We start from the raw sequence: 21,229 nt of genomic DNA, 5'->3' as shown, positions 1-21,229 counted from the left end.
GCCGCGACGGAAGTCTTCGAGGCATGACCTCAGCACCCCTCCCCACCGACCGTCACCCCTTCGCGCCGCCCGCCGCGCAGCTCCACCCGAGCTCCGGGCAGCCGGCCGCGCAGGCCCGCTCCCTGACGAAGGTCTTCGGCAGCGGCCCCTCCGCCGTCACCGCGCTCGACGGTGTCGACGTCGACCTCGAGGCCGGTCGCTTCACGGCGATCATGGGCCCGTCAGGGTCGGGCAAGTCGACGCTCATGCACTGCCTCGCCGGGCTCGAGCGCCCGACGAGCGGCCAGGTCGTCATCGGCGGCACCGAGACGACGAGCCTGGGCGACCGTGCGCTGACGATCCTGCGCCGCGAGCGGATCGGCTTCGTCTTCCAGTCCTTCAACCTCCTGCCGATGCTCACCGCGCGGCAGAACGTCCTGCTGCCGCTCAGCCTCGCCGGCACCCGCGTCGACGAGGCGTGGTTCGACCACGTGACGGCCGTGCTGGGCATCACCGACCGGCTGCACCACCGGCCGGCCGAGCTCTCGGGCGGGCAGCAGCAGCGGGTCGCCACGGCGCGCGCGCTCGTCACCCGGCCCGACGTGCTCTTCGCGGACGAGCCGACGGGCGCCCTCGACTCCGCCTCCTCGGCCGAGCTGCTCGCCTTCCTGCGCACCTCGGTGCGCGAGCTCGGCCAGAGCGTCGTCATGGTCACCCACGACCCGAGAGCCGCCGCCTACGCCGACCGGGTCGTGCTGCTGGCCGACGGGCGGCTCGTCGACGACGTCGACGCCCCCACCGAGGACTCCGTCATCGCCGCCATGCGGCAGCTCGGGGCGTGATCGCGGTGCTCGAGCTGACCCTCGCCTCGCTGCGCACCCAGAGCCGCCGGCTCGTCGCCCCCGGTGTCGCCGTCGTCCTCGGCATCGCCTTCGTCGCCACCAGCCTCGCGCTCGGCCAGACGATGGGCGCCTCCGTGCGCAGCCTCGTCGCCGGCTACTACACCCAGGTCGACACGGTCGTGTCGACCGACGAGGCCGACGGCCTCGACGCGTCCGTCCTCGACGAGGTCCGCGGCACCGAGGGCGTCGAGCGCGCCACCGGCGAGCTCACGGCGTACGCCCGGCTCGCGGGCGGGAGCGCGAGCTCCTACCTCGTCGTCAGCACCGCGCCGACCTCCGACAGCCAGGCGCGGGTCGAGCGGGGACGACTCCCGCGAGGCACCTCGGAGATCGCCCTCTCGCGCTCGGTCGCCACCGCTCGAGGTCTCGACGTCGGCGACACGATCCGCCTGACGCCGCCCGACGCGCAACGCCCGGCGAGCGCCCGCGTCGTCGGTGTCGTCGACGCCGGCCGCGACCCGCGGTGGGCGGGCGGCACCCCCGCCGTCTTCGGCACCCACGACGCCGTCACCCGGTGGACCGGGGCCGGCGGCTACACCGAGGTCGTCGCGCAGGCGGCGAAGGGGGTGAGCGACACCCAGCTGACCGACCGAGTCCGCGAGGCGGTCGGCGGCCCCGCAGGCGCCGAGGTGCGCACCGGCACCGAGCACGCCGACGAGGTCGCGTCCCGGCTGACCGGGGGCACCGACGTCTTCGCCGCCCTGCTCATGGGCTTCGCTCTCGTCGCGCTCTTCGTGAGCGCGCTCGTCATCGGCAACACCTTCACCATCCTCATGGCGCGGCGCACCCGTGAGACGGCGCTGCTGCGGGCGGTCGGCGGGTCTCGCGGCCAGGTCGTGCGGGGCGCGCTGCTCGAGGCGCTCGTCACGGGTGTCGTCTTCTCGGCCGTCGGGACGGCTCTGGGCATCGCCGCGTGCCGGGGGCTCGTCGCCGCCGCGTCGCTGCTGCCCGACTCGGTGCCGGCGCTCACCTTCTCCGTCGCACCGACGGCCGTGGTCGTCCCCTTCGTCACCGGTGTGCTCGTCGTGCTCGCCGCGGCGGTCCGCCCGGTCGTCGCCGCGAGCGCGGTCGCCCCGCTCGAGGCTCTGCGCCCGGTGCCCGCCGTCGCCGCCCGCAGCCGTCGAGGGCTCGTGCGCTGCGGCATCGGCGTCGCCCTCGTCGTCGTCGGCGGTGCCCTGCTCGTCGTCGGCGGGGCCGCGGGCGCGCTGCCGGCGGGACTCGCGGGCGGGATGCTCTCCTTCGTCGGCGTCCTGCTCGCCGGCAGCCTGCTCGTGCCGGCGGTGGCCCGGGTCGTCGGGGCCGTGCCGGCCCGCCTGCTCGGGGCCCCCGGCCGCCTGGCCGCCGGCAACGCCGTGGCCAACCCGCGCCGGGCGGCCGCGACGACAGCGGCGCTTCTCGTCGGCGTCACCCTCGTGACGACGACCGCGGTCGGCGCGCGGACCGCGCAGGCCAGCGTCTCCGCCGCCCTCGACGAGCAGTACTCCGTCGACGCAGTCGTCACCGCGCCGGACGGCGCGGTGCCCGCCGGGGTGCGCGAGCGGGTCGCCCAGGTCGACGGCGTGACCACCGTCGCGAGCGTGCCGGGCTCCGAGCTCGACGTCGTCGTCGACGGGAGGGCTCGCCGCGACCAGGTCGTCGCGGGCGTCGACGACGACGCGACGGCCGTCGTGCGCGACCCCGCAGCCTTCGCCGGGCTGCGCGACGGGGTCGTCCAGGTGTCGGAGGAGACCGCCCGGGGCATGCGGCTCGTCGACGACGACCGGGTCACCCTTCGCGGTCCGGACGGGCAGCTCACCACCGCTGTCCAGGTGCGCCACTCGCTCGGCTGGCCGTGGGCCCTCACCGCAGCCGACCTCCGGCGGGTCGACGCCGAGGCCGCCCCGCACGCCCTGCTCCTCGAGCTCTCCGAGGAGGACGCCCAGCGCACCGTCGAGGGCCTGCAGGCCGTCACCGTCGACCGCGGGGTCGAGGTCGGCGGGTCGGCGATCCAGCGCGAGGAGATGGACCGCGTCCTCGACGTCGTGCTCGCCGTCGTCCTCTCGCTGCTCGCCGTGTCGGTGCTCATCGCGCTCGTGGGCATCGCCAACACGCTGTCGCTGTCTGTCCTCGAGCGCACGCGCGAGTCGGCGCTGCTCCGGGCGCTCGGGACGACCCGGGGCCAGCTGCGGGCGATGCTCGCCCTCGAGGCGGTCCTCCTCGCCCTCGTCGGCATCGTGCTCGGCACGGTCCTGGGCATCGGCTACGGCGTCGCCGGGGCGGGCTCGGTCGTCGGCCAGCTCACCGACCTGCGGGTCGTCGTCCCGTGGGGCCTGCTCGGCGGGGTCGCCGCGGCGGCCGTCGCCGCCGCGCTCGTCGCCTCGGTGCTGCCGGCCCGTCGGGCCGCTCGCGTGTCGCCGGCCCAGGCGCTCGCGACGGAGTAGGGCTGGCGCGCCAGCCAGCTCGCGTCGAGCCGGCCGGCGGGGCTGACCCTGTCGAGCCGTCCGGCGGGGCCGACCCTGCCGGGCCGGCCGGCGGGCTCCCCGCCGGCCGGTCGTCGGCTCAGGGCAGCGGGAGCCGGTCGCCGGTCGACCACGGCTCGATGCGCACGCGGGAGCCGGCGGCCAGACCCTCGGTGAGGCCGGGCGGGCCGTCGACCTCGACGGTCTGCACCCCGCGGACCAACGCGTCGTCGCCGAGGTCGACCCGGAGCACGCGGGCCCCGTCCTCGACGTCACCGGGCGGCCGGGCCCGCCACCACACGGTGACCGAGGCGCTCTCGCCGGGCGCGAGGGTGATCGCCTCGACCTCGGCAGGCTCCCCCGTGACCGTGTAGTCGGCGGGTATCGTCCACAGCGGGATCGGGCCGTCGTCGGCGAGCCGCAGGTCGGGGTAGCCGCCGAGCACGCACGGCGCGTCGGAGATGCTGCTCGCCCGCAGCACCGCCGAGCGGCCCCCGAGGGTGGGCTCGCCCGGCACGGCGGTCACGGTGAGGTCGGCGACGGTGCACGGCGACGTCGTCCGCGGCGGCGACGGGGTGGCCTCCCCGTCGTCGGCCGCGACGACCGAGGCGGGGTAGGGGTTGAGCAGGTCGCCGACGATCTCACCGGCCCGGTGCCACGTCGACCCGCCGAGGTCGACGTAGAGCGCCATGCCGAGCGGCAGGAGCAGGCTGCCGGCGAGCGTGGCCGAGAGCAGACGACCCCGGTGGGGGTGCTCGTCCTCACGGCGCCCACCAGGCACCAGGCGGGTGCCGAGGGTCGCGACACCGGTGACCCCGGCGACGAGGAGGTCGGCGAGCAGGAAGGCCTCGCTCCACCCCTTGCCCTCGACCCCGACGACGAGCACCGGCACGACCCAGAGCATCGCGACGGTGAGGGTCGAGACGGCGAGGGCGCGCCACCACGAGCCGCGACGCTCGGACTGGGGCCGGGCGAGGCGGTCGAGCGCGTCGAGGAAGACGGTGAGCCCGACCCACCACGCGGCGACGACCGCCCCGACCATGAGACCGCCGAAGATCACGGCGACGCCAAGGGCCGCGGCGGTGATCGCGTTGGTCACACCGACGAAGCCCGCCGCGAGCAGCGCGTGCCGCCACGGCGGGGCCGCGTGCTCGTCGGGGATGCCGTCGCCGTGCGGGCTCTCGGGGCGGGTCCGCCCGACGGCGAGCATCCCCGCCACGAGCCCGACGACGCTCAGCGCGTGCAGGGCCCAGGCGCTGACGACGAGCGAGCGCAGCGCCGCCGGGTCGCACTCACCGCCGTCGGGGCAGCTGCTCCCCCACGCCGGCATGATCCGCTGGCCGAGGGCCCCGAGGACGAAGAGCGCGAGCAGGCACAGCCCGAGGACGACACGCACCGTGCGGCGTCGGTCGAGCAGGGTCAGTCGCACGCTGCGACTCTGCCACGGGCAGGCTCAGAGCACGTGGTGACCCGGCTGGTCGGCGACGACCTCGAGCGCCGGGCGCACCCGCGGGGACTTCGGCAGCACGCCGAGCCGCCCCGCCTGGAAGTCCTCGAAGGCGGTGACGAGCTCGTCCTTGGTGTTCATGACGAAGGGGCCGTAGGCCGCGACGGGCTCCCGGATCGGGCGACCGCCGAGCACGAGCACCTCGAGCTGCGGGGTGCGCGAGTCCTGCCGGTCGTCGGCCGCGACCTCGATGACGTCGCCCGCGCCGAAGACCGCGAGCTGGCCCTCGCGGACCGGCCGGCGCTCCTCGCCGACGACACCACGGCCCGAGAGCACGTAGACGAGCGCGTTGAAGTCGCGCTGCCACGGCAGCTGAACCCGCGCGCCCGGCGCCACGGTGGCGTGGACGAGCGAGATCGGGGTGTGCGTGATGCCCGGGCCGGAGTGCCCGTCGACGTCACCGGCGATGACGCGCAGCAGCGCCCCGCCGTCCTGGCTCGAGAGCAGGCCGACCTCGCCGGAGCGGATGTCCTGGTAACGCGGGTCGGACATCTTCATCGCGCCGGGCAGGTTGACCCACAGCTGGATGCCGTGGAAGAGCCCGCCGCTCATGACGAGCTGCTCCGGCGGTGCCTCGATGTGCAGCAGCCCCGAGCCGGCGGTCATCCACTGCGTGTCGCCGTCGGTGATCGTGCCGCCGCCGCCGTGGGTGTCCTCGTGGTCGAAGGAGCCGTCGATGATGTAGGTGACGGTCTCGAAGCCCCGGTGCGGGTGCCAGCTCGTGCCGCGCGGCTCGAGCGGCGCGTACTCGACCTCACCCATCTGGTCCATGTGGATGAAGGGGTCGAGCCGCTCCATGGGCACACCGGCGAAGGCACGACGGACCGGGAAGCCCTCGCCCTCGAACCCCTTCGGGGCGGTCGAGACGGTGTGGACCGGGCGGACCACCGCGTCGGGCGCGGGCTGCGTCACGCGGGGCAGGGTGAAGATGTCGTCGACGGTGATGGCTGGCATGGCGCTCTCCTGGTGACGGGTGGTCGCTGACGATCCTACAACAACGATTTATCGTTCAACTATTCCGCGCCGAGCGGTCGCCGCATGCGACGGTGCCGCCACCCCTTCGCGAAGGGATGACGGCACCGGGTGACGCGGATCGGTCACTCCGCGCGGTCGGAGACCGCCTCGGAGGGGTGGTCGAGCGTCTCGCGCAGGGGCTTGGCCGGGATGAGCGCGGTCGCGACGAGCACGACGGCGAGGATCGGCAGACCGATGAGGAAGACGTTGTGCAGGCTCTCGGCCAGGCCCTGGCGGACCGCGTCGGCGACGACCGGGGGCAGCTTCGACAGCGCCGAGGGGTCGAGGACCGAGCCGATCGAGACCCCGCCGTCGCCCATCTGCTGCTGGGCGCCCGCCGGGAGGTGGCCGGCGATCCGGTCGGCGAGGCCGCTCGTCATGATCGTGCCGAAGACCGCGATGCCGACGGTCGAGCCGACGTTGCGGAAGAACTGCACGGTCGCCGTCGCGACGCCGAGGTCGCGGCGCGGGACGTCGTTCTGCACGACGAGGGCGTACTGCTGCATCGCCATGCCGAGCCCGAGGCCGAGGACCGTCATCGCGACGGTGAGCTGGGTCTGGGTCGCGGTGTGGTCGAGCCGGGTGAGCAGGAAGATGCCGAGCGCCATGACGAGCACGCCGGTGATCATGAAGGGCAGGTAGCGCCCCGTGCGGGTGATGAGCTGGCCGGTGATGATGCCGAGCCCGATGAAGCCGACCATGAGCGGCATGAGGATGAGACCGGAGTTCGTCGCGTCGACGCCGATGACGCCCTGGGCGAAGACCGGGATGTAGATGATCGCGCCGAACATCACCATCGAGACCCCGAAGGCCGCGATGTTGGCCATCGAGAAGACCTTGCTCGAGAAGAGGCGAAGGGGGATGACCGGCTCGACCGCGCGGCGCTCGATGGCGATGAAGGAGAGCAGGGCGACGACGCCGACGGCGTAGAGACCGATGGACTCCGCCGAGCCCCAGGCCCAGCTCGTGCCGCCGAGGGAGGTGGCGAGGAGCAGCGAGGTGAGCGCGACGGTGAGGGTCGCGATGCCGGCGTAGTCGATGGTCACCTCGCGAGCGGTGTGCTCGAGGTGGAGGAAGCGGCCGATGACGACGAAGGCGACGAGGCCGATCGGCACGGCGACGAAGAAGAGGTAGCGCCAGCCGAGGTGGTCGGTGATGACACCGCCCGCGAGCGGGCCGGCGACCGAGGTGACGCCGAAGACGGCACCCATGAGGCCCTGGTACTTGCCGCGCTGACGCGGCGGGATGATGTCGCCGATGATCGTCTGAGACAGCGGCATGAGCGTGCCCATGCCGAGGCCCTGGACGGCGCGACCGGCGACGAGCATCCAGAAGTTCTGGGAGAAGCCGCAGATGAGCGAGCCGACGATGAAGACGATGATGCCGGCGAGGTAGAAGCCGCGGCGCCCGAAGATGTCGGAGAGCTTGCCGACGACGGGGACCGTGCACGCGGAGACGAGCATGGCCGCGGTCGCGACCCAGCTGTAGTGGTCGATGCCGCCGAGCTCGGCGACGATGCGCGGCATCGCGGGGCCGACGATCGTCTGGCTGACGGAGGCGACGAGCATGCCGAGCATGAGGCCGACGAAGACGCGTCGGTGCTCGGGGCTCAGCCGGTAGGGAGCGGCGCCGGCGGACGCCGGGTCGCTGGTGGCCGTCGTGGTGCCCACGGCCGGGGTGGTGACGCTCGCGCTCACGCGGAGCTCCTTTCGAGATGGGTGGTCAGGGGGCGGGAGGCGGCCACGTCGTCGCTCATCCGCTCGAGCAGGTCGGTCAGGGTCCGCACGTCGTCCTCGCTCCAGGAGACGAGGACCTCGGTGACGATCGCGGCGCGCGCCGCGCGCTCGGTCGTCAGCCGGGTCGTGCCCTCGTCGGTGAGGGCGACGCGGCAGGCCCGGCCGTCGTCGGGGTCGCGCTCTCGCACCACCCAGCCGCGTCCTTCGAGCGAGGCGACCCGCCGGCTGACCGTCGACAGGTCGTGCCCGTCGGCGGCGGCGAGATCGCTGGGCCGGACCGAGCCGTGCCGCTCGACGGCGGCGAGGAGGGCATAGTCGGGGCGCCGCAGGGCCTGCGGGTCGACCTCGGACCGGGTGGTGAAGGTGGCGGTGAGCTGGCGGAACGCGCGGGTCAGTGCGTCATGGAGAGCACCCTGCGAGGTTCCTTGCATGCAGCAAGCATATGACAAACTTGCAGTCACTGCAAAGTAGGCGGCTCCCCCTCCCTCAGTCGTCTCCAGCACAATGGCCGCCATGAGCGAGCCAGAGCGTGGACGCCGGGCCGAGCGCAAGCGGGTGACCCGGGCCGCGTTGCACCGCGCCGCCCTGGAGATCGCCCATGACGAAGGGGTGGCCGCGGCGACCGTCGAGCGGGTCGCCGAGCGGGCGGGCGTGTCGCCCCGGACCTTCTTCAACTACTTCGCGACGAAGGACGACGCCCTCTCGGGCGTGGATCCCGACCTGCCGGCAGCACTGGCGCAGGCCCTGCGGGAGCGACCCCAGGACGAGCCGTTGCGCGACAGCCTTCGAGCGGTGCTCGTCGAGCGGATGGCGACCGCGACCCGCGAGCCGCAGATGTGGCGGATGCGGGCCGTCGTCGCGCGCGAGTCGCCCTCGATCTCCGTCGCGGTGCTCGGCGCGGGTGCGCAGACCGCCCGGGCGCTCGCGGACGCGGCCTACGCGCGCGAAGGGGTGGACCCGGCCGACGACATCGCCCCCGCCGTCGCCGTCTTCACCGCCCTCGGCGCTGTCCGCGCCGCCATCTGGACCTACGGCCAGCGCGGCTTCGAGGGCGAGATCGAGCCCCTCGTGCGCGAGTGCTTCGAGATCAGCGGGTTGTAGCGGGCTCCGGCCTGCCGGTGGTCGAGGAGCGAAGGCCGCCCAGGCCTGAGCCTCGAGACCGCCACCCCGGCGGGTGAGCGCGAATCGCCGCTACACCCATGAGGTAGCGGCGATTCGCGCTCACCCGACAGGCGGAGACCGGCGGCGCGTGGTCTCGAGGCTCCTCCGTCGTACCCTCGACCAGCAGCTGACCCCTACGCGGGGCCGACGATGAGGGTGGGGACGCGCAGGTCGGGGTCGCGGACGGTGGCGACGAGGGTGCCCTGCTTGCGACCAGGACGGACCTCGGAGACGTCGACCTCGGCACCGAGCAGCCGCTCGCGGACCGCGGCGACGTCGGGGGTGCGCCAGGCGATCCCGGAGAGGCGGTCGGCTCCCCCTTCGCCCCCGTCGCCCTCGCCGTCCAGACGCGTGACGACCTCGACGACCGAGTCGCCCGCGCGGAAGAACAGGCCGCGCATGCGGTGCTCGGGCATCGTGCGGTCCAGGCGCAGCTCGAGCCCGAGCCGCGCGCCGTACAACGCCGCAGCCCGGTCGGGGTCGGTGCTGCTGACGACGACGTGGTCGACCCCTTCGATCCCGCCGCGGGGGTCGAGGTCGACCTGACCGGTCGTGCCCGCCACGCGCCACGACGTGCCGGCGACGTCGACGACGCCCCCGTCGACGGGCAGGCCGCGGCGACCGATGAGGGTGAGCGTCTCGCTGACGTCCGTGGCGGCGAGGGTGACGGCGGCGAGCCCTTCGGGCCCCCCGACGGTCGGGCCGACGCCCACGGCGACACCGCCGACGACGAGCGCGGGCGAGTGCCCGATCCCCGCGAAGCGGCACCACGCCTCGCGGGTGGCGTCGACGTCCTCCGAGGCGATGCTCACCCCGCTGATCCCGACGACCTCCTGCGCGCGCTGCGTGTCGCTCATGGGCGCAGCCTGGCAGGTGGGGGACCCGCGACGCACGACGGCGTCGAGGGTCCCCGGTCACATGAGCTTGCGGACCACCGGCAGCGGAGCGACCTGCATGACCTTGGCGAGCGCGGCCCACGGGCGGGCGGGGACGAAGGCCTTCGCCCGACGCGCCTCGATCGCCGCGACCATCGAGCGCACGCCGGTCTCGGTGTCGACCATGAAGCGCACCTTCTGCTCGACCTTCTCGTTCATCTCCGAGCGGATGTAGCCCGGGCAGATGACGGAGACGTCGATGTCGAGGTCGGGCTTGCCGAGCATCTCGCTGCGGATGCCCTCGCCGAGGCTCGCGACGGCCGCCTTGCTCGCCGCGTACGCGGTCATCGACGACGGGAAGCCGCGCACCGAGGTCACCGAGCTGATGATGACGAGGTGCCCGCTCTTCTGTTCGCGGAAGACCTGCATCGCGGCCTCGGCCTGCGCGAAGGCGCCGAGGACGTTCGTCGTCAGCGTCTCGCGGTTGGCGTAGTGGCTGCCCTTGCCGACCGGCGCGCCCTTGCCGAGCCCGGCGTTGACCACGTAGCGCTCGATCGTGCCGAAGTCCTCCTGCACCCGCCGGGTCACCGCGAGCACCGCCTCGTCGTCGGTGACGTCGAGCGGGTAGGTCTCGACCCGGCGACCCGGGTGCGCCGCGGTGATCTCGGCCTGCAGCGCGTCGAGCCGGTCGGTGCGGCGGGCGGTGAGGGCGAGGTCGTGGCCGAGCGCCGCCATCTGACGGGCCATCTCGGCACCGAGGCCGGAGCTCGCGCCGGTGATGAGGGTGGTGGGCATGGGGTCTCCTGCGGGTCAGCGGGCGGCGGGTCGGGCCCACCCTAGGAGGAGGTCGCGGCGGGTGACCCAACGGTAGGACGACCGTCACGGGACGAGCACGGTCCGCACCTCCCGCAGGACTGGGGTACGACCGAGCTCGTGGGCGGCCGCGGTCGTCGTACCCGCGCGTCACGAGGCGAAGGGGGGGACCCTCAGGCCGGAGGGAGGACCGCGCCGGCGGCGGTGACGACCCGGCGAGCCAGGGCGTGCCCGGCCTCGACGGCGGCGACGAGCTCGCTCCCGGCGAGCGTCGCCCCGAGGAAGCCCGCGGCGAAGGCGTCGCCCGCGCCCGTCGTGTCGACGACCCCGTCGACGGGGGCGACGGGCACGACGAGCGCGTCCGCGCCGGCACGCAGCACGCGCGTCGGGTCGGCACCGGCCCGGGCGAGGACGACGGCACTGGGGTGGGCGTCGAGCCAGGCCGGGTCGTCGAGGCCGAGGGCGTGGACCTCGTCGGCGTTCGCGCTCACCCACGTCGGGGCGACCCGGGCGAGGACCTCGCGCACCCAGCCCGCGCCGTGGCGGTCGACGAGCAGGGTCGAGGAGAGGTCGACGCAGACCCGTCCGCCGGCGGAGCGCACCGTGTCCGCGGCCGCGGCGAGCGCGTCGGGCGTGCTCCCGCCGTCGAAGCCGTACAGCGGCAGGTGCAGGACCTCGACGCCGTCGAGCCACCCGGGCTGGACGGTCTCGACGAGGGCGCTGGCCCCACGGCTCGGGTACATCGTGCGCTCGCCGTCCTGCTCGACGACGACGACGATGACGCCGGTCGTGCCGCGCTCCTGGACCCGGACGTCCACCCCGTGGCCGGCGAGCTCGGCGATGAGGGCCCGCCCGGCGACGTCGTCGCCGACGCACCCGACGAAGCGGGTCGGGGTGCCGCTCGCCGCGGCGAAGGCCGCGACGTTGGCCGCCGACCCACCCCGCTGCGTGCTCACCTGCGCGGCGACGTCGCTCCCCCGCCGCAGCGGCTCGTGGGTGAGGACGACGACGTCCTGGACGAGGTCGCCCGCGACCGCGAGCACGCGGCTCAGCCGCTCGCGCCGACCGCGAGCGCCGTGGCGACCTCGCAGCCGAGCGCGACGTTGTTGCGGTAGAGCGCGACGTTGGCGTCGAGGGACTCCCCCTTCGTCGCGCGCTGGATGAAGTCGAGGAGGAAGGGCGTCGTCGCCTGGCCGCGCACGCCCTGCTCGTCGGCTGCCGCCCAGGCGCGCTCGATGACCTCGTCGAGGGCCACCGGGTCGAGGCTGTCGCCCTCGGGGATGGGGTTGCCGACGAGGACCGAGGCGGGCAGCCCCAGGCCGCGCGAGGCGCGGTAGAGGGCCGCGACCTGCTCGGGGCTGTCGACCTGCTGGGCCAGCGGGTAGCCGGAGTCGTGCACGTAGAAGCCGGGGTAGCGCAGGGTGCGGTAGCCGACGACCGGCACCGACAGGGTCTCGAAGCGCTCGAGCGTCGCGGGGATGTCGAGGATCGCCTTCGCACCCGAGGAGACGAGGACGACGGGCACCTGCGAGAGGGTCACGAGGTCGGCGGACTCGTCGAAGGTCGTGCTCGCCCCGTGGTGGACGCCGCCGAGCCCCCCGGTGGAGAAGACCTCGATGCCCGCGGCGTGCGCGAGGAAGGCGGTCGCCGCGATGGTCGTGCCGGCGCTCGCACCGGTGGCACGGGCGATCGGCAGCTCGCGCACCGAGGCCTTGATGACGTCCTCGCCGGCGAGCCGCTCGACCTGCGCGGTGCTCATGCCGATCGTCGGGACGCCGTCGACGACGCCGATCGTCGCGGGCACGACGCCGGCCGCCCGCACCTGCTCCTCGGCCGCGAGCGCGACCTCGAGGTTGCGCGGGCGCGGCAGCCCGTGGGTGAAGATCGTCGACTCCATCGCGAGGACCGGGCGGCCGGCGGCGACGGCCTCGCGCACCTCGCTCGAGACCGCGACGGCGGTGGGGTCGGGCAGGGTCGAGGTGGGGGTCGAGTCGCTCACGCGGCACAGGCTATCCGGGGGTCGTCGGCCCCCTCTGCCGCGTCCCCGAGCGTGGGACGTGGCCGCTCAGGCGGGCCGGGTGACCCCGGCGACGTCGGCCCCGAGGACCTCGACGAGACGGGCTGCGGGGACGGTCGCGGCGACCCCGTGCGCGCCCGCGCCGATGGGCACGCGGCGCCCCTCGAGCCGCAGGATCGAGGCGTCCGCGACGACCGGCCAGGCGTGCGTGGACCCGAAGGGGGTGATCGTGCCCCGCTCGTAGCCGGTGACGTCGCGGGCCGTGCCCGCGTCGGGCATCGACAGCCGGCTCACCCCGAGGTGCTCGCGCAGCAGCGGCCAGTCGATCTCGCGGTCGCCCGGCACGAGGACGAAGAGGTGGTCGTCGTCGCCCCGGCGCACGACGAGGGTCTTGACGATGTCGGCGGGCTGCACCCCGCGGGCGGCAGCGGCCTCGGCGAGCGAGCCCACCCGGCCGTGCCGGGTCACCTCGTGCTCGATGCCGGCGGCGAGCATCGCCGCGACCGCCCTGCGCTCGCCGTCGGAGGTCTCGGCCGGCTCGCGCTCGCTCATCGCCCCAGCGTAGGGGCGGGCGGTGTCAGCCGAGCAGCGCGGCGACGTCACGCTCGAAGAGCGCCCGGGTGTCGCGCTCCTGCTCCGCGCTCTCCCACGCGACCTCGTCGAGCTCGGCCAGGGCCTGCTCGGTGACCTCGGCGACGCCTGCGTCGGAGATGAGCCCCAGCCCCCGGGCCACGCCGGCAGCGCCGACGTAGGTGTCGACGACGTGCACGCCGAGCGCGGCGAGCCGGTCGCGCTCGGGCTGCGCCGTGGCGACGACGTCGTGGACGAAGACGGCGGGGCAGTCCTGCGGGTAGGCCTCGCGCATCCGGGTGCCGACGAGGACGTCGCCCTGCCCGGTGTCGCCGACGAAGACGACGCCGTACTCGGGGAAGGCCTGCCGGTAGCGCTCGACGTTCGCGAGCTTGACGTCGGCCATCGCGTCCTTGCTGCGCAGCCCGAGGAGCTCGCCGGCGAGCACCGATGAGGAGACGACGCCGGCCGTGCGCAGGGCGTCCTTCGTCGAGCCCTCGACGAGACCCATCGCGAGCTCGGGCCGGGCGGTGACGAAGGTGAGGTCGCCGCGCGAGAGCGGGTTGTCGACCGGTCCGTCGTCGAGGGCCTGGAGGAAGGCGAGGACCCCCGGCACCGGGGTGTGCCCGCGGGGGTAGCGCGTCTCGTGGATCATCGGGAAGACGGTGTCGTCGATGTCGGAGAGCACCTTGACCCCGACCCTGCCGAGGGCCTGCGCCTCGGCGGCGAGATGGGCGAGGACCCGTGCGCGGATCTCGTCGTCGTCGACGTCGTCGAAGAGCAGCTCCTCGAGGTCGTGGTGGTCGTCGCGCCGGTTGATCGCGTTCTTCAGCTCGGTGAGCTCGACGCCGTGCACGCCGAGGAAGATCTCCGCGAGCCGGCGCTCGTCGGCGGCACTCGTCCACCCCTCCTGCAGCTCGTGCACCTCGGCGACCAGGTCCGTGCTCATCGGGCTCCTCCTACGACGTCGACGGCGCGTCGCTCGACGCGCACCCGCAGCCGGTCGACCCGGCCCATGATGTCTCCGTCGAGCTGGACGTGCAGCGGTTGGTCCGCGGTCACCTCGAGCTCGGCGGCCCGGCGGGTGCGCAGACCGGGCACGTCCCGGCGCAGCCCGAGGACCCCCTTCGCCGCCACGGGGAGCCAGCCGACCGGGCGGGCGACGGTCACCTCGAGGACGTCGAGGAGACCGTCGTCGAGCAGGGCGCCCGGGGCGATCTGGACGCCGGCGCGCACCCGGCCGCAGCTCGCGGCGAGCACGCTCCACGCGACGACCTCGCGGGCCGGGCCGTCGTCGAGGCGCACCCGGACGGGCACGGGGCGGCGCAGCGCGTGCCGCGCCGCCGGGGTGACGTAGGCGGGCCAGCCGATGCGGTGCTTGAGGTCGTCGCGGGTGTCGGCGACGGTGGCCGCGTCGTGGCCGATGCCGGCGAGGACGACGAAGGGGTGCTCGCTCCCGTCCTCGCCGAGGCGGGCGAGACCGAGGTCGAGGGGGCGGCGACGGCCGTCGAGGGCCGTGTCGACGGCCCGGCCCGTGTCGCGGGTCGCGAGACCGAGGTTGTGCGCCAGGAGGTTCGCGGTGCCGACGGGCACGAGCGCCATCGCGGCCCCGGTGCCGGCGAGCCCGTGGGCGACGGCGCGCACCGTGCCGTCGCCGCCGCACGCGAGGACGAGCTCGGCGCCGGCCCGAGCGGCCGCGGCCGCCTGGTCGCGACCGGTCGAGTCGACGGCGGTCTCGAGCACCTCGGGCTCGGGCCACCCGCGCTCGGCGCACCCCTGCGCGACCCGGTCGGCGACCCCCTTCGCCCGCGTCTTGGAGGGGTTGACCACCACCGCGACGCGCGTCATGCCCGAAGGCTACGGGTCGCGCCCGCCCGAGATGCCGGCACGAGCGCCGGGTACGGCCCGTGGACGCGCCGCGTCTGGGGTGTTGACATACAACCGATCGGTTGTATGTTTGTCGTGTGGCTGACGACGAGGACCGCGCGGACGCGATGTTCCACGCCCTCGCCGACCGGACCCGGCGCGACATCCTGCGCCGCGTGCTGGCCGGGGAGCACTCGGTGTCAGCGCTCGCGGAGAAGTACGACATGTCCTTCGCCGCGGTGCAGAAGCACGTCGCCGTCCTCGAGCGCGCCGGCCTCATCACCAAGCGACGCGAAGGTCGCACGGCGATGGCCAGCGGAGACGTCGAGGCCGTGCGCTCGGTGGGTCAGCTGCTCGGCGAGATCGAGCAGGTCTGGCGCGGCCGGGTCGCCCGGATCGACGACCTGCTCCTGCGCGGCAGCACCGACGTCTCACCGACCACCCCACCCGAGCAGGACCGAGAGGACTGAGCACCATGCCCGTCACCGACATCACCCCCGACGTCGAGGGTCGTACCCTCACCGTCGTCGCCGACTTCGCCGCCCCCGTCGACCGCGTGTGGCAGGTCTACGCCGACCCGCGCCAGCTCGAGCAGGTGTGGGGCCCGCCGGACTACCCCGCGACCTTCGTCGAGCACTCGCTGACCCCCGGCGGCCGGATGGTCTACTACATGACCTCGCCCGAGGGTGAGAAGTACTACGGCTACTGGGAGGTCGGCGACGTCGAGGAGCCCCGCCGCTTCGACTTCGCCGACGGCTTCGCCACGGACGAGGCCGGCACGCCCGCCCCGGAGCTGCCGGTGTCGCGCGCGACGATGACCTTCGAGGCCACCGACGGCGGCACCCGCCTGACGACCGTGTCGACCTACGAGAGCGCCGAGGCGCTCCAGCAGGTGCTCGACATGGGCGTCGTCGAGGGCACCGCGAGCGCGATGAACCAGATCGACGCTCTCCTCGCCGCCTGATCCCCCTTCGCCCCCTCCACTTTCCCGCCCAGGGCGGGAAATCTGTGACTGGGGAGCGAAGGGGGACGAGGGCGAGGTCAGGCGCCGCGGCGGGAGTCGTCGTAGACGACGATCGAGCCGGAGTAGCAGGCCACCCAGACCCGCTTGTTCGTCGGCTCGTAGGTGACGCCGATCGGCAGCCCGTCAGTGGGCTCGGAGTCGACGAGCTCCATGTCGGCGGTGAGGATCTTCGAGACCCGCGCCGCGCCGTGCTCGACGACGTACAGGGCGGCGCCGTCCGGCGAGATCGCCGTCGAGCGCGGGTCGGCCGCGGTCTTCGCCTCGGCGACGACCTCCCCGCTCGACACCTCGACCTTGCTCACCGTCGCGGCCCCGCTGTTCGTCACGTAGAGGTAGTCGCCCTCGGGCGAGATGACGACGTGGCGCGGCTTGTCGCCGGTCTCGGCGAGGGTGCGCACGCTCCCCTTCGCGAGGTCGACCGCGACGGTGCGGTCGCTGCCCATGATCGCGACGTAGGCCGTCGTGCTGTCCGGGCTCACCGCGATGCCGCGGGGGTGCTGCCCGCCCGTGGGGATCGTGCGGGTCACCGTCCCCTTCGCCGCGTCGACGACGGTGAGGTCCATCGAGCACCAGTTGCTCACGAGGACCGAGCGTCCGTCGGGAGTCACGGCGACGTACTTCGGCACCGCGCCGACCTCGACGACCCGCCGCACCTCGAAGGTGCTCGTGTCGAGCTCGTAGAGATAGCTGTTGGAGATGCCGGCGCCCGAGGTGCACGAGTCGGCGCCCTCGGGGGCGAAGCCCTTGCCGTACATCGAGTACTGGCTCACCCACGCGGTGCGCCCGTCGGGGCTGAAGGCGACCTCGACCGGCGCCCCCTTGCTGCGACCGGGGTGGCCCTTCACCCCGAAGTCGGACAGGTCGACGGTGTCGGAGACCGTCGCCACCCGGGCGCCGTCGGGCCGGTAGGCGGTGACGGTGTGGCTGTACATCATGTTCTGCGCGAGGACGAGACCCTGGCCGCTCGCGACGACCGACTTCGGCGTGAGGCCGCCGGTGATCCGCTGCACCCGGACGAGCTCGGTGTCGGCTGTGCCCGCCGGCTCGCCCTGCTCCTCCTGGGGGCGAAGGGGTGGCGCCGCCTGCTCGACCGTCGTCGCCTTCTTCGCCGGCGCGTCCGCGGCGACGGGGGTGGCGGCAGCGGCGGGCTCGGCGTCATCGCCCCCGAGGAGCACCCGACCGAGCGCGCACAGCGCGAGCACGACGGCGATGACCACCGCGAGCGCGACGAGGCGGCGCCTCTTGTAGACCGGGTCGTCGTCGACGTACATCCCTGCTCCCCCTTCGGGTCTCGCGCGTCCCCCGCGCGACCCGGCCACGCTATGGCGGGTCCGTCGTCGGCCCGGGGAGGCGCACCGCGAAGGGGGTACCTGGGGAGGGGGTGCACCAGCCCGCGGGCTGAGGACGACGAGGTGGGAGGGCGCCTACCGTCGAGACGTGACCGACACGACCGACGAGACGCCCCAGATCGACATCGAGGACCCGCAGGTGTGGGTGCTCGACATCGACGGGCGCCGGCACGAGGTGCGCACCTCGCAGCGCGGCTTCCGCAACCTCGCGACGTGGTCGGTCGACGGCGTCGAGGTCGCGTCGAGCAGCGGCAGCGCGGACTCCCTCGAGCTCGTCGTGCCCGACGACCACGAGCTCGTCGAGGAGATCGGCGCGATGAAGGCCCGCTTCGCCGCGACCGGGCGCCCGCGCCGGGTGACGCACTTCGCGGGGGCGAAGTCCGCGGCGCTGCCCCGGGCGCTCGTCGGGACCGGGGGCACCGACCTCGACCCCGAGCCGGGGAGCCGGGCGCACCGCCGGGAGGAGTGGGCCGTGCGGCACCCGGTGCTCGCCTCCGCCGACGACGTCCTCGGCGGTGCGGGCAAGGTCGTCGTGCCGCTCCTCCTCGCCGCGCTGCTGCCGGTCCTCGGGCGCCTCCTCCCGGACTGGGGCCTCGACCTGCCGAGCGTGGACCTCCCCTCGATCCCGTGGCCCGACCTGCCCTCGATCCCCTTGCCCGACCTGTCGGTGCCCTGGCCGGACGTCACCCTGCCGGGGTGGCTGGGCGCGCTCCTCGGCGCCGCGAAGGTGCTGTGGCCGCTGCTGCTCGGCATCGCCATCGCGGTCGGCGAGCACCGCCGTCGGCGACGCAACGCCGCGGCGCGCGACGACCGGGAGGCTCAGCAGACGGGCGAGGGGGCTCGCGACGGGGACGCGGACGCCGGGGCGGCGCGGCCCGGCCTGGACGAGGAGGAGTGAGCTGTCGGAGGTGCAGCGTAGCGTGATCTGGTGACAACGGCCCGCCCCGCACCCGCTCCGACCAGCTCCACGAACGCCCAGGGCCCGGACAACCCCTGGCCCGCCCTCTGGGCCCTCGTCGTCGGCTTCTTCATGATCCTCGTCGACGCCTCGATCGTCTCCATCGCCACCCCCGCGCTCATGGCCGACTTCGGCGCCGACATCGAGTCGGTCGTGTGGGTGACGAGCGCCTACCTCCTCGCCTACGCGGTGCCGCTGCTCATCACCGGTCGCCTCGGCGACCGCTTCGGGCCCAAGCGCATCTATCTTGTCGGGCTCGTCGTCTTCACCCTCGCCTCGCTCGCCTGCGGCCTCAGCGGGTCGATCACCGCGCTCGTCGTCGCCCGCGTCGTCCAGGGCCTCGGCGCGGCCATGATGACGCCCCAGACGATGTCGGTCATCACCCGCACCTTCCCCGTCGACCGTCGCGGCTCCGCGATGGCGCTGTGGGGCGCGACCGCCGGCGTCGCCTTCCTCGTCGGCCCGCTCCTCGGCGGCGTCCTGCTCGACAGCGTCGGCTGGGAGTGGATCTTCTTCATCAACGTGCCCGTCGGCATCGCCGGGCTCGTCGCCGCGTGGCGGCTCGTCCCCGACCTCGAGACCCGCGGCCACTCCTTCGACTGGGTCGGCGTCGCGCTGTCCGCCGTCGGCCTCTTCGCCGTCGTCTTCGCCGTCCAGGAGGGCGAGCGCTACGAGTGGGGCACGATCACCGGACCCCTGTCGGTGCCGCTCCTCGTCGTCGTCGGCCTCGTCGTCCTCGCCGCCTTCGTCTGGTGGCAGTCCCGCGTGCGCCCCGAGCCGCTCGTGCCGCTCGGCCTCTTCCGCGACCGCAACTTCTCGCTGTCGAACATCGCCATCACGACGATGGGCCTGGCGATCACCGCGATGATGTTCCCCCTCCTCGTGTGGCTGCAGAGCGTGCGGGGCCTGTCCCCCACGCAGGCGGCGCTCGTCCTCGCCCCGCAGGCGATCGCCTCGATCGTGCTCGCCCGCCCCGTCGGCCAGCTCGTCGACCGCATCCACCCCCGGATCCTGCCGACCATCGGGCTGAGCGGCTTCGCGGTGACCCTCGTCGTCCTCGCCCTGCTCATGCGCGCCAACGCCCCGCTGTGGGCGGTCGTGATCACCTCGACCTTCGTCGGCGTGACCGGCGCCTCGATCTGGGGCCCGCTCGCGACGACCGCCAACCGCAACCTCCCGGTGCAGCTCGCCGGGGCCGGCTCGGGCGTCTACAACACGACCCGCCAGGTCGGCTCGGTCGTCGGCAGCGCGGCCATCGCCGCCCTCATGAGCTCGCGCATCGCGGCCAACGTCGGGGGTGGCGCCGGTCAGGGCATGAGCATGGAGGGCGCCGGGGCGTCGGCCCAGCAGATCCCGCCGGCCGTCGCCGACGCCCTGTCGAAGGCCTTCGGCGAGGCGATGCTGCTGCCCGCCGCCGTCCTCGTCGTCGGCGCCCTCGCCGCTGCCGGCCTGGAGCGGATGCGCCACACGAAGGGCTGAGCCCCCCGGCCCGGCGGATCACCCCTTCGCCCTCCTCTCCCGCACCCGCCGCCGCTCTCCCCCTTCGCCGAGGTATGGCAATCGGTCGGGATCCGCATCGGATCCCAACCGATTGCCATACCTCGGCGGAGCGGGGTGGTGAGGGGGCAGGGGCGAAGGGGGGTCAGGCGTGGGGGTGGTGGATCGGGCCGTCGCGGTGGGAGAGCCGGGTGCCCGCGCCGCCCCACTGGAGCGCGATGATCTCGGCCGCGATCGACACCGCTGTCTCCTCCGGGGTCCGCGCCCCGAGGTCGAGGCCGATCGGCGAGCTGAGCCGCGCGAGCTCGGCCTCGGTGACCCCGGCGGCCCGCAGCTGCGCCTCGCGCTCCTCGTGCGTGCGCCGCGAGCCCATCGCCCCGACGAAGGCGACGTCGAGGCGAAGAGCAACCTCGAGCAGCGGGATGTCGAACTTCGGGTCGTGGGTGAGCACCGTGAGCGCGGTGCGCCGGTCGATCCGCCCCGCCTCGGCCTCCTCGCGCAGGTACTGGTGAGGCCAGCGCACGACGACCTCGTCGGCGCCGGGCAGCCGGGCGGCGGTGGCGAAGGTGGGCCGCGCGTCGCACACCGTCACGTGGTAGCCGAGCAGACGCCCCTGGCGCACCATCGCCGAGGCGAAATCGATCGCCCCGAAGACGACGAGCCTGGGCCGGGGCGCGAAGACCTCGACGAAGACCCGCATCCCCTCGCCGCGCCGCTCTCCCGACGTGCCGTAGGTGAGCAGCTCCGGCGTGCCCTGCGCGAGCAGGCCCCGGGCGTCGTCGGTGACGGCGTCGAGCCCACGGCGACCGCCCGGGAAGCCCGCGGCGTCGACCTCCTCGCGCTCGTCCGACCCCGGGTGCACGACGACACGTCGCCCGACGAAGGCGGCGTCGGTGTGCTCGACGACGGTCGCCACGGCGACCGGGCGACCGGAGCGGATGTCCTGCGCGATCGCGCCGAGCTCGGGGAAGAGGTCGCGCGAGACGGGCTGCACGAAGAGCTCGAGCGTGCCGCCGCAGGTGAGCCCCACCTCGAGCGCGTCGCCGTCGCTCACGCCGTAGCGGACCAGCTGCGGGATGCCGGCGGTCGCAACCTCCTGGGCGAGCTCGTAGACCGCGCCCTCGACGCAGCCGCCGGAGACCGAGCCCACGGCGCGGCCCTCGTCGACGAGCATCGCCGCGCCGGGCTGCCGCGGCGCAGAGCGCCAGGTCTCGACGAGGGTGGCCAGACCGACGGTGCGGCCGGCTCGCCAGCTCTCGACGAGGTCGTCGAGGACGTCACGCACGGCGGGCTCCCTTCGTCACGGCCTCGGCGGTCCTCGCAGGCTAGCCCGAGCTGCCGGATCAGTAGCGACCGCTGAGCAGGCTCCCGGCATCGGGCTACTCGGTGGGCAGGCCGAGCGCCCTCGCCGAGGCCCCCCGACCAGCGCCGCCGGTCCACCGTCGACAATTCTCCCCATCCACCAGCAGGCACCACGTGTCGACAGCCACATCTTCGAGGTCGTCGTCGGCGACGGCGCCTCG

20 protein-coding genes are annotated in these 21,229 nt (G+C 74.3%); 7 read left to right on the top strand and 13 right to left on the bottom strand.

Annotation, left to right across the window (positions count from 1 at the left end; all coding sequences use genetic code 11):
- Nucleotides 1–23: 23 nt before the first annotated feature.
- Nucleotides 24–821, top strand: coding sequence for an ABC transporter ATP-binding protein (locus L6241_RS15140; protein WP_368246934.1), 798 nt, complete (start codon nucleotides 24–26; stop codon nucleotides 819–821).
- The gene (locus L6241_RS15135) at nucleotides 818–3,301 is read left to right on the top strand and encodes an FtsX-like permease family protein (RefSeq protein WP_368246933.1); all 2,484 of its coding nucleotides are present in this window, start codon (nucleotides 818–820) and stop codon (nucleotides 3,299–3,301) included. The genes L6241_RS15140 and L6241_RS15135 overlap by 4 nt, the downstream gene beginning before the upstream one ends.
- Nucleotides 3,302–3,419: 118 nt before the next feature.
- Here L6241_RS15135 and L6241_RS15130 read toward each other — a convergent pair whose 3' ends face one another.
- From L6241_RS15130 to L6241_RS15115, 4 genes are all read right to left on the bottom strand, one after another.
- The gene (locus tag L6241_RS15130; protein ID WP_368246931.1) at nucleotides 3,420–4,748 is read right to left on the bottom strand and encodes a DUF4232 domain-containing protein; all 1,329 of its coding nucleotides are present in this window, start codon (nucleotides 4,746–4,748) and stop codon (nucleotides 3,420–3,422) included.
- A gap of 24 nt (nucleotides 4,749–4,772) precedes the next feature.
- Nucleotides 4,773–5,780 (bottom strand): pirin family protein, encoded by a 1,008-nt coding sequence (locus tag L6241_RS15125; RefSeq protein WP_251720858.1) that lies wholly within the window; start codon nucleotides 5,778–5,780, stop codon nucleotides 4,773–4,775.
- 143 nt (nucleotides 5,781–5,923) lie between these two features.
- Nucleotides 5,924–7,537 (bottom strand): MDR family MFS transporter, encoded by a 1,614-nt coding sequence (locus tag L6241_RS15120; RefSeq protein ID WP_224766970.1) that lies wholly within the window; start codon nucleotides 7,535–7,537, stop codon nucleotides 5,924–5,926.
- Nucleotides 7,534–8,007 carry a MarR family winged helix-turn-helix transcriptional regulator gene (locus L6241_RS15115; protein ID WP_163562455.1) on the bottom strand — a complete coding sequence of 158 codons (474 nt, stop codon included), beginning with the start codon at nucleotides 8,005–8,007 and terminating at the stop codon, nucleotides 7,534–7,536. Before L6241_RS15115 ends, L6241_RS15120 begins: the two co-directional genes overlap by 4 nt.
- Before the next feature lie 82 nt (nucleotides 8,008–8,089).
- Between L6241_RS15115 and L6241_RS15110 the strand changes: the two genes are divergently transcribed.
- Complete coding sequence (locus L6241_RS15110; RefSeq protein WP_068272405.1) at nucleotides 8,090–8,677, top strand: TetR/AcrR family transcriptional regulator; 588 nt, start codon at nucleotides 8,090–8,092, stop codon at nucleotides 8,675–8,677.
- A 194-nt stretch (nucleotides 8,678–8,871) separates the two neighbouring features.
- Here the strand turns inward: L6241_RS15110 and L6241_RS15105 are convergent, their stop codons facing one another.
- The 7 genes from L6241_RS15105 to L6241_RS15075 form a co-directional block, all read right to left on the bottom strand.
- Complete coding sequence (locus L6241_RS15105) at nucleotides 8,872–9,594, bottom strand: VOC family protein (RefSeq protein ID WP_368246929.1); 723 nt, start codon at nucleotides 9,592–9,594, stop codon at nucleotides 8,872–8,874.
- Nucleotides 9,595–9,651: 57 nt separating this feature from the next.
- Nucleotides 9,652–10,407 (bottom strand): SDR family oxidoreductase, encoded by a 756-nt coding sequence (locus tag L6241_RS15100; protein WP_123092638.1) that lies wholly within the window; start codon nucleotides 10,405–10,407, stop codon nucleotides 9,652–9,654.
- Nucleotides 10,408–10,598: 191 nt separating this feature from the next.
- Nucleotides 10,599–11,468 carry a carbohydrate kinase family protein gene (locus tag L6241_RS15095; protein WP_368246928.1) on the bottom strand — a complete coding sequence of 290 codons (870 nt, stop codon included), beginning with the start codon at nucleotides 11,466–11,468 and terminating at the stop codon, nucleotides 10,599–10,601.
- Nucleotides 11,469–11,473: 5 nt separating this feature from the next.
- Entirely contained in the window at nucleotides 11,474–12,424 is a 951-nt protein-coding gene (locus tag L6241_RS15090) for a pseudouridine-5'-phosphate glycosidase (RefSeq protein WP_368246927.1), read from the bottom strand.
- 66 nt (nucleotides 12,425–12,490) lie between these two features.
- The gene (locus L6241_RS15085; RefSeq protein ID WP_368246926.1) at nucleotides 12,491–12,994 is read right to left on the bottom strand and encodes an aminoacyl-tRNA deacylase; all 504 of its coding nucleotides are present in this window, start codon (nucleotides 12,992–12,994) and stop codon (nucleotides 12,491–12,493) included.
- A gap of 25 nt (nucleotides 12,995–13,019) precedes the next feature.
- Nucleotides 13,020–13,961: a phosphatase domain-containing protein gene (locus L6241_RS15080; protein WP_368246925.1), complete on the bottom strand. Its 942-nt coding sequence runs from the start codon at nucleotides 13,959–13,961 to the stop codon at nucleotides 13,020–13,022.
- Nucleotides 13,958–14,860 carry a diacylglycerol kinase family protein gene (locus tag L6241_RS15075; protein ID WP_252976084.1) on the bottom strand — a complete coding sequence of 301 codons (903 nt, stop codon included), beginning with the start codon at nucleotides 14,858–14,860 and terminating at the stop codon, nucleotides 13,958–13,960. The genes L6241_RS15080 and L6241_RS15075 overlap by 4 nt, the downstream gene beginning before the upstream one ends.
- Nucleotides 14,861–15,006: 146 nt before the next feature.
- Here L6241_RS15075 and L6241_RS15070 point away from each other — a divergent pair, with 146 nt between their 5' ends.
- Both L6241_RS15070 and L6241_RS15065 read left to right on the top strand, forming a co-directional pair.
- Nucleotides 15,007–15,348 (top strand): helix-turn-helix transcriptional regulator, encoded by a 342-nt coding sequence (locus L6241_RS15070; protein ID WP_068272399.1) that lies wholly within the window; start codon nucleotides 15,007–15,009, stop codon nucleotides 15,346–15,348.
- A 5-nt stretch (nucleotides 15,349–15,353) separates the two neighbouring features.
- Nucleotides 15,354–15,842 (top strand): SRPBCC domain-containing protein, encoded by a 489-nt coding sequence (locus L6241_RS15065; protein WP_191564410.1) that lies wholly within the window; start codon nucleotides 15,354–15,356, stop codon nucleotides 15,840–15,842.
- A 77-nt stretch (nucleotides 15,843–15,919) separates the two neighbouring features.
- On the opposite strand, the gene L6241_RS15060 is transcribed toward L6241_RS15065, so the two are convergent.
- Nucleotides 15,920–17,173, bottom strand: coding sequence for a YncE family protein (locus tag L6241_RS15060; RefSeq protein WP_368246924.1), 1,254 nt, complete (start codon nucleotides 17,171–17,173; stop codon nucleotides 15,920–15,922).
- Between the two features lie 166 nt (nucleotides 17,174–17,339).
- Here L6241_RS15060 and L6241_RS15055 point away from each other — a divergent pair, with 166 nt between their 5' ends.
- Nucleotides 17,340–18,149: a hypothetical protein gene (locus L6241_RS15055; protein WP_368246923.1), complete on the top strand. Its 810-nt coding sequence runs from the start codon at nucleotides 17,340–17,342 to the stop codon at nucleotides 18,147–18,149.
- Between the two features lie 30 nt (nucleotides 18,150–18,179).
- Nucleotides 18,180–19,688, top strand: coding sequence for a DHA2 family efflux MFS transporter permease subunit (locus L6241_RS15050; RefSeq protein WP_368246922.1), 1,509 nt, complete (start codon nucleotides 18,180–18,182; stop codon nucleotides 19,686–19,688).
- A 163-nt stretch (nucleotides 19,689–19,851) separates the two neighbouring features.
- Here L6241_RS15050 and L6241_RS15045 read toward each other — a convergent pair whose 3' ends face one another.
- Nucleotides 19,852–20,991, bottom strand: coding sequence for an XdhC family protein (locus tag L6241_RS15045; protein WP_191565167.1), 1,140 nt, complete (start codon nucleotides 20,989–20,991; stop codon nucleotides 19,852–19,854).
- Nucleotides 20,992–21,229: the final 238 nt, after the last annotated feature.

Origin of the sequence: Janibacter sp. Y6 (genome assembly GCF_040900765.1) — a bacterium.
Lineage (GTDB): Bacteria > Actinomycetota > Actinomycetes > Actinomycetales > Dermatophilaceae > Marihabitans > Marihabitans melonis.
The sequence above is the reverse complement of the archived record's forward strand: the minus strand, read 5'-3'. Positions and strand labels throughout refer to the sequence as shown.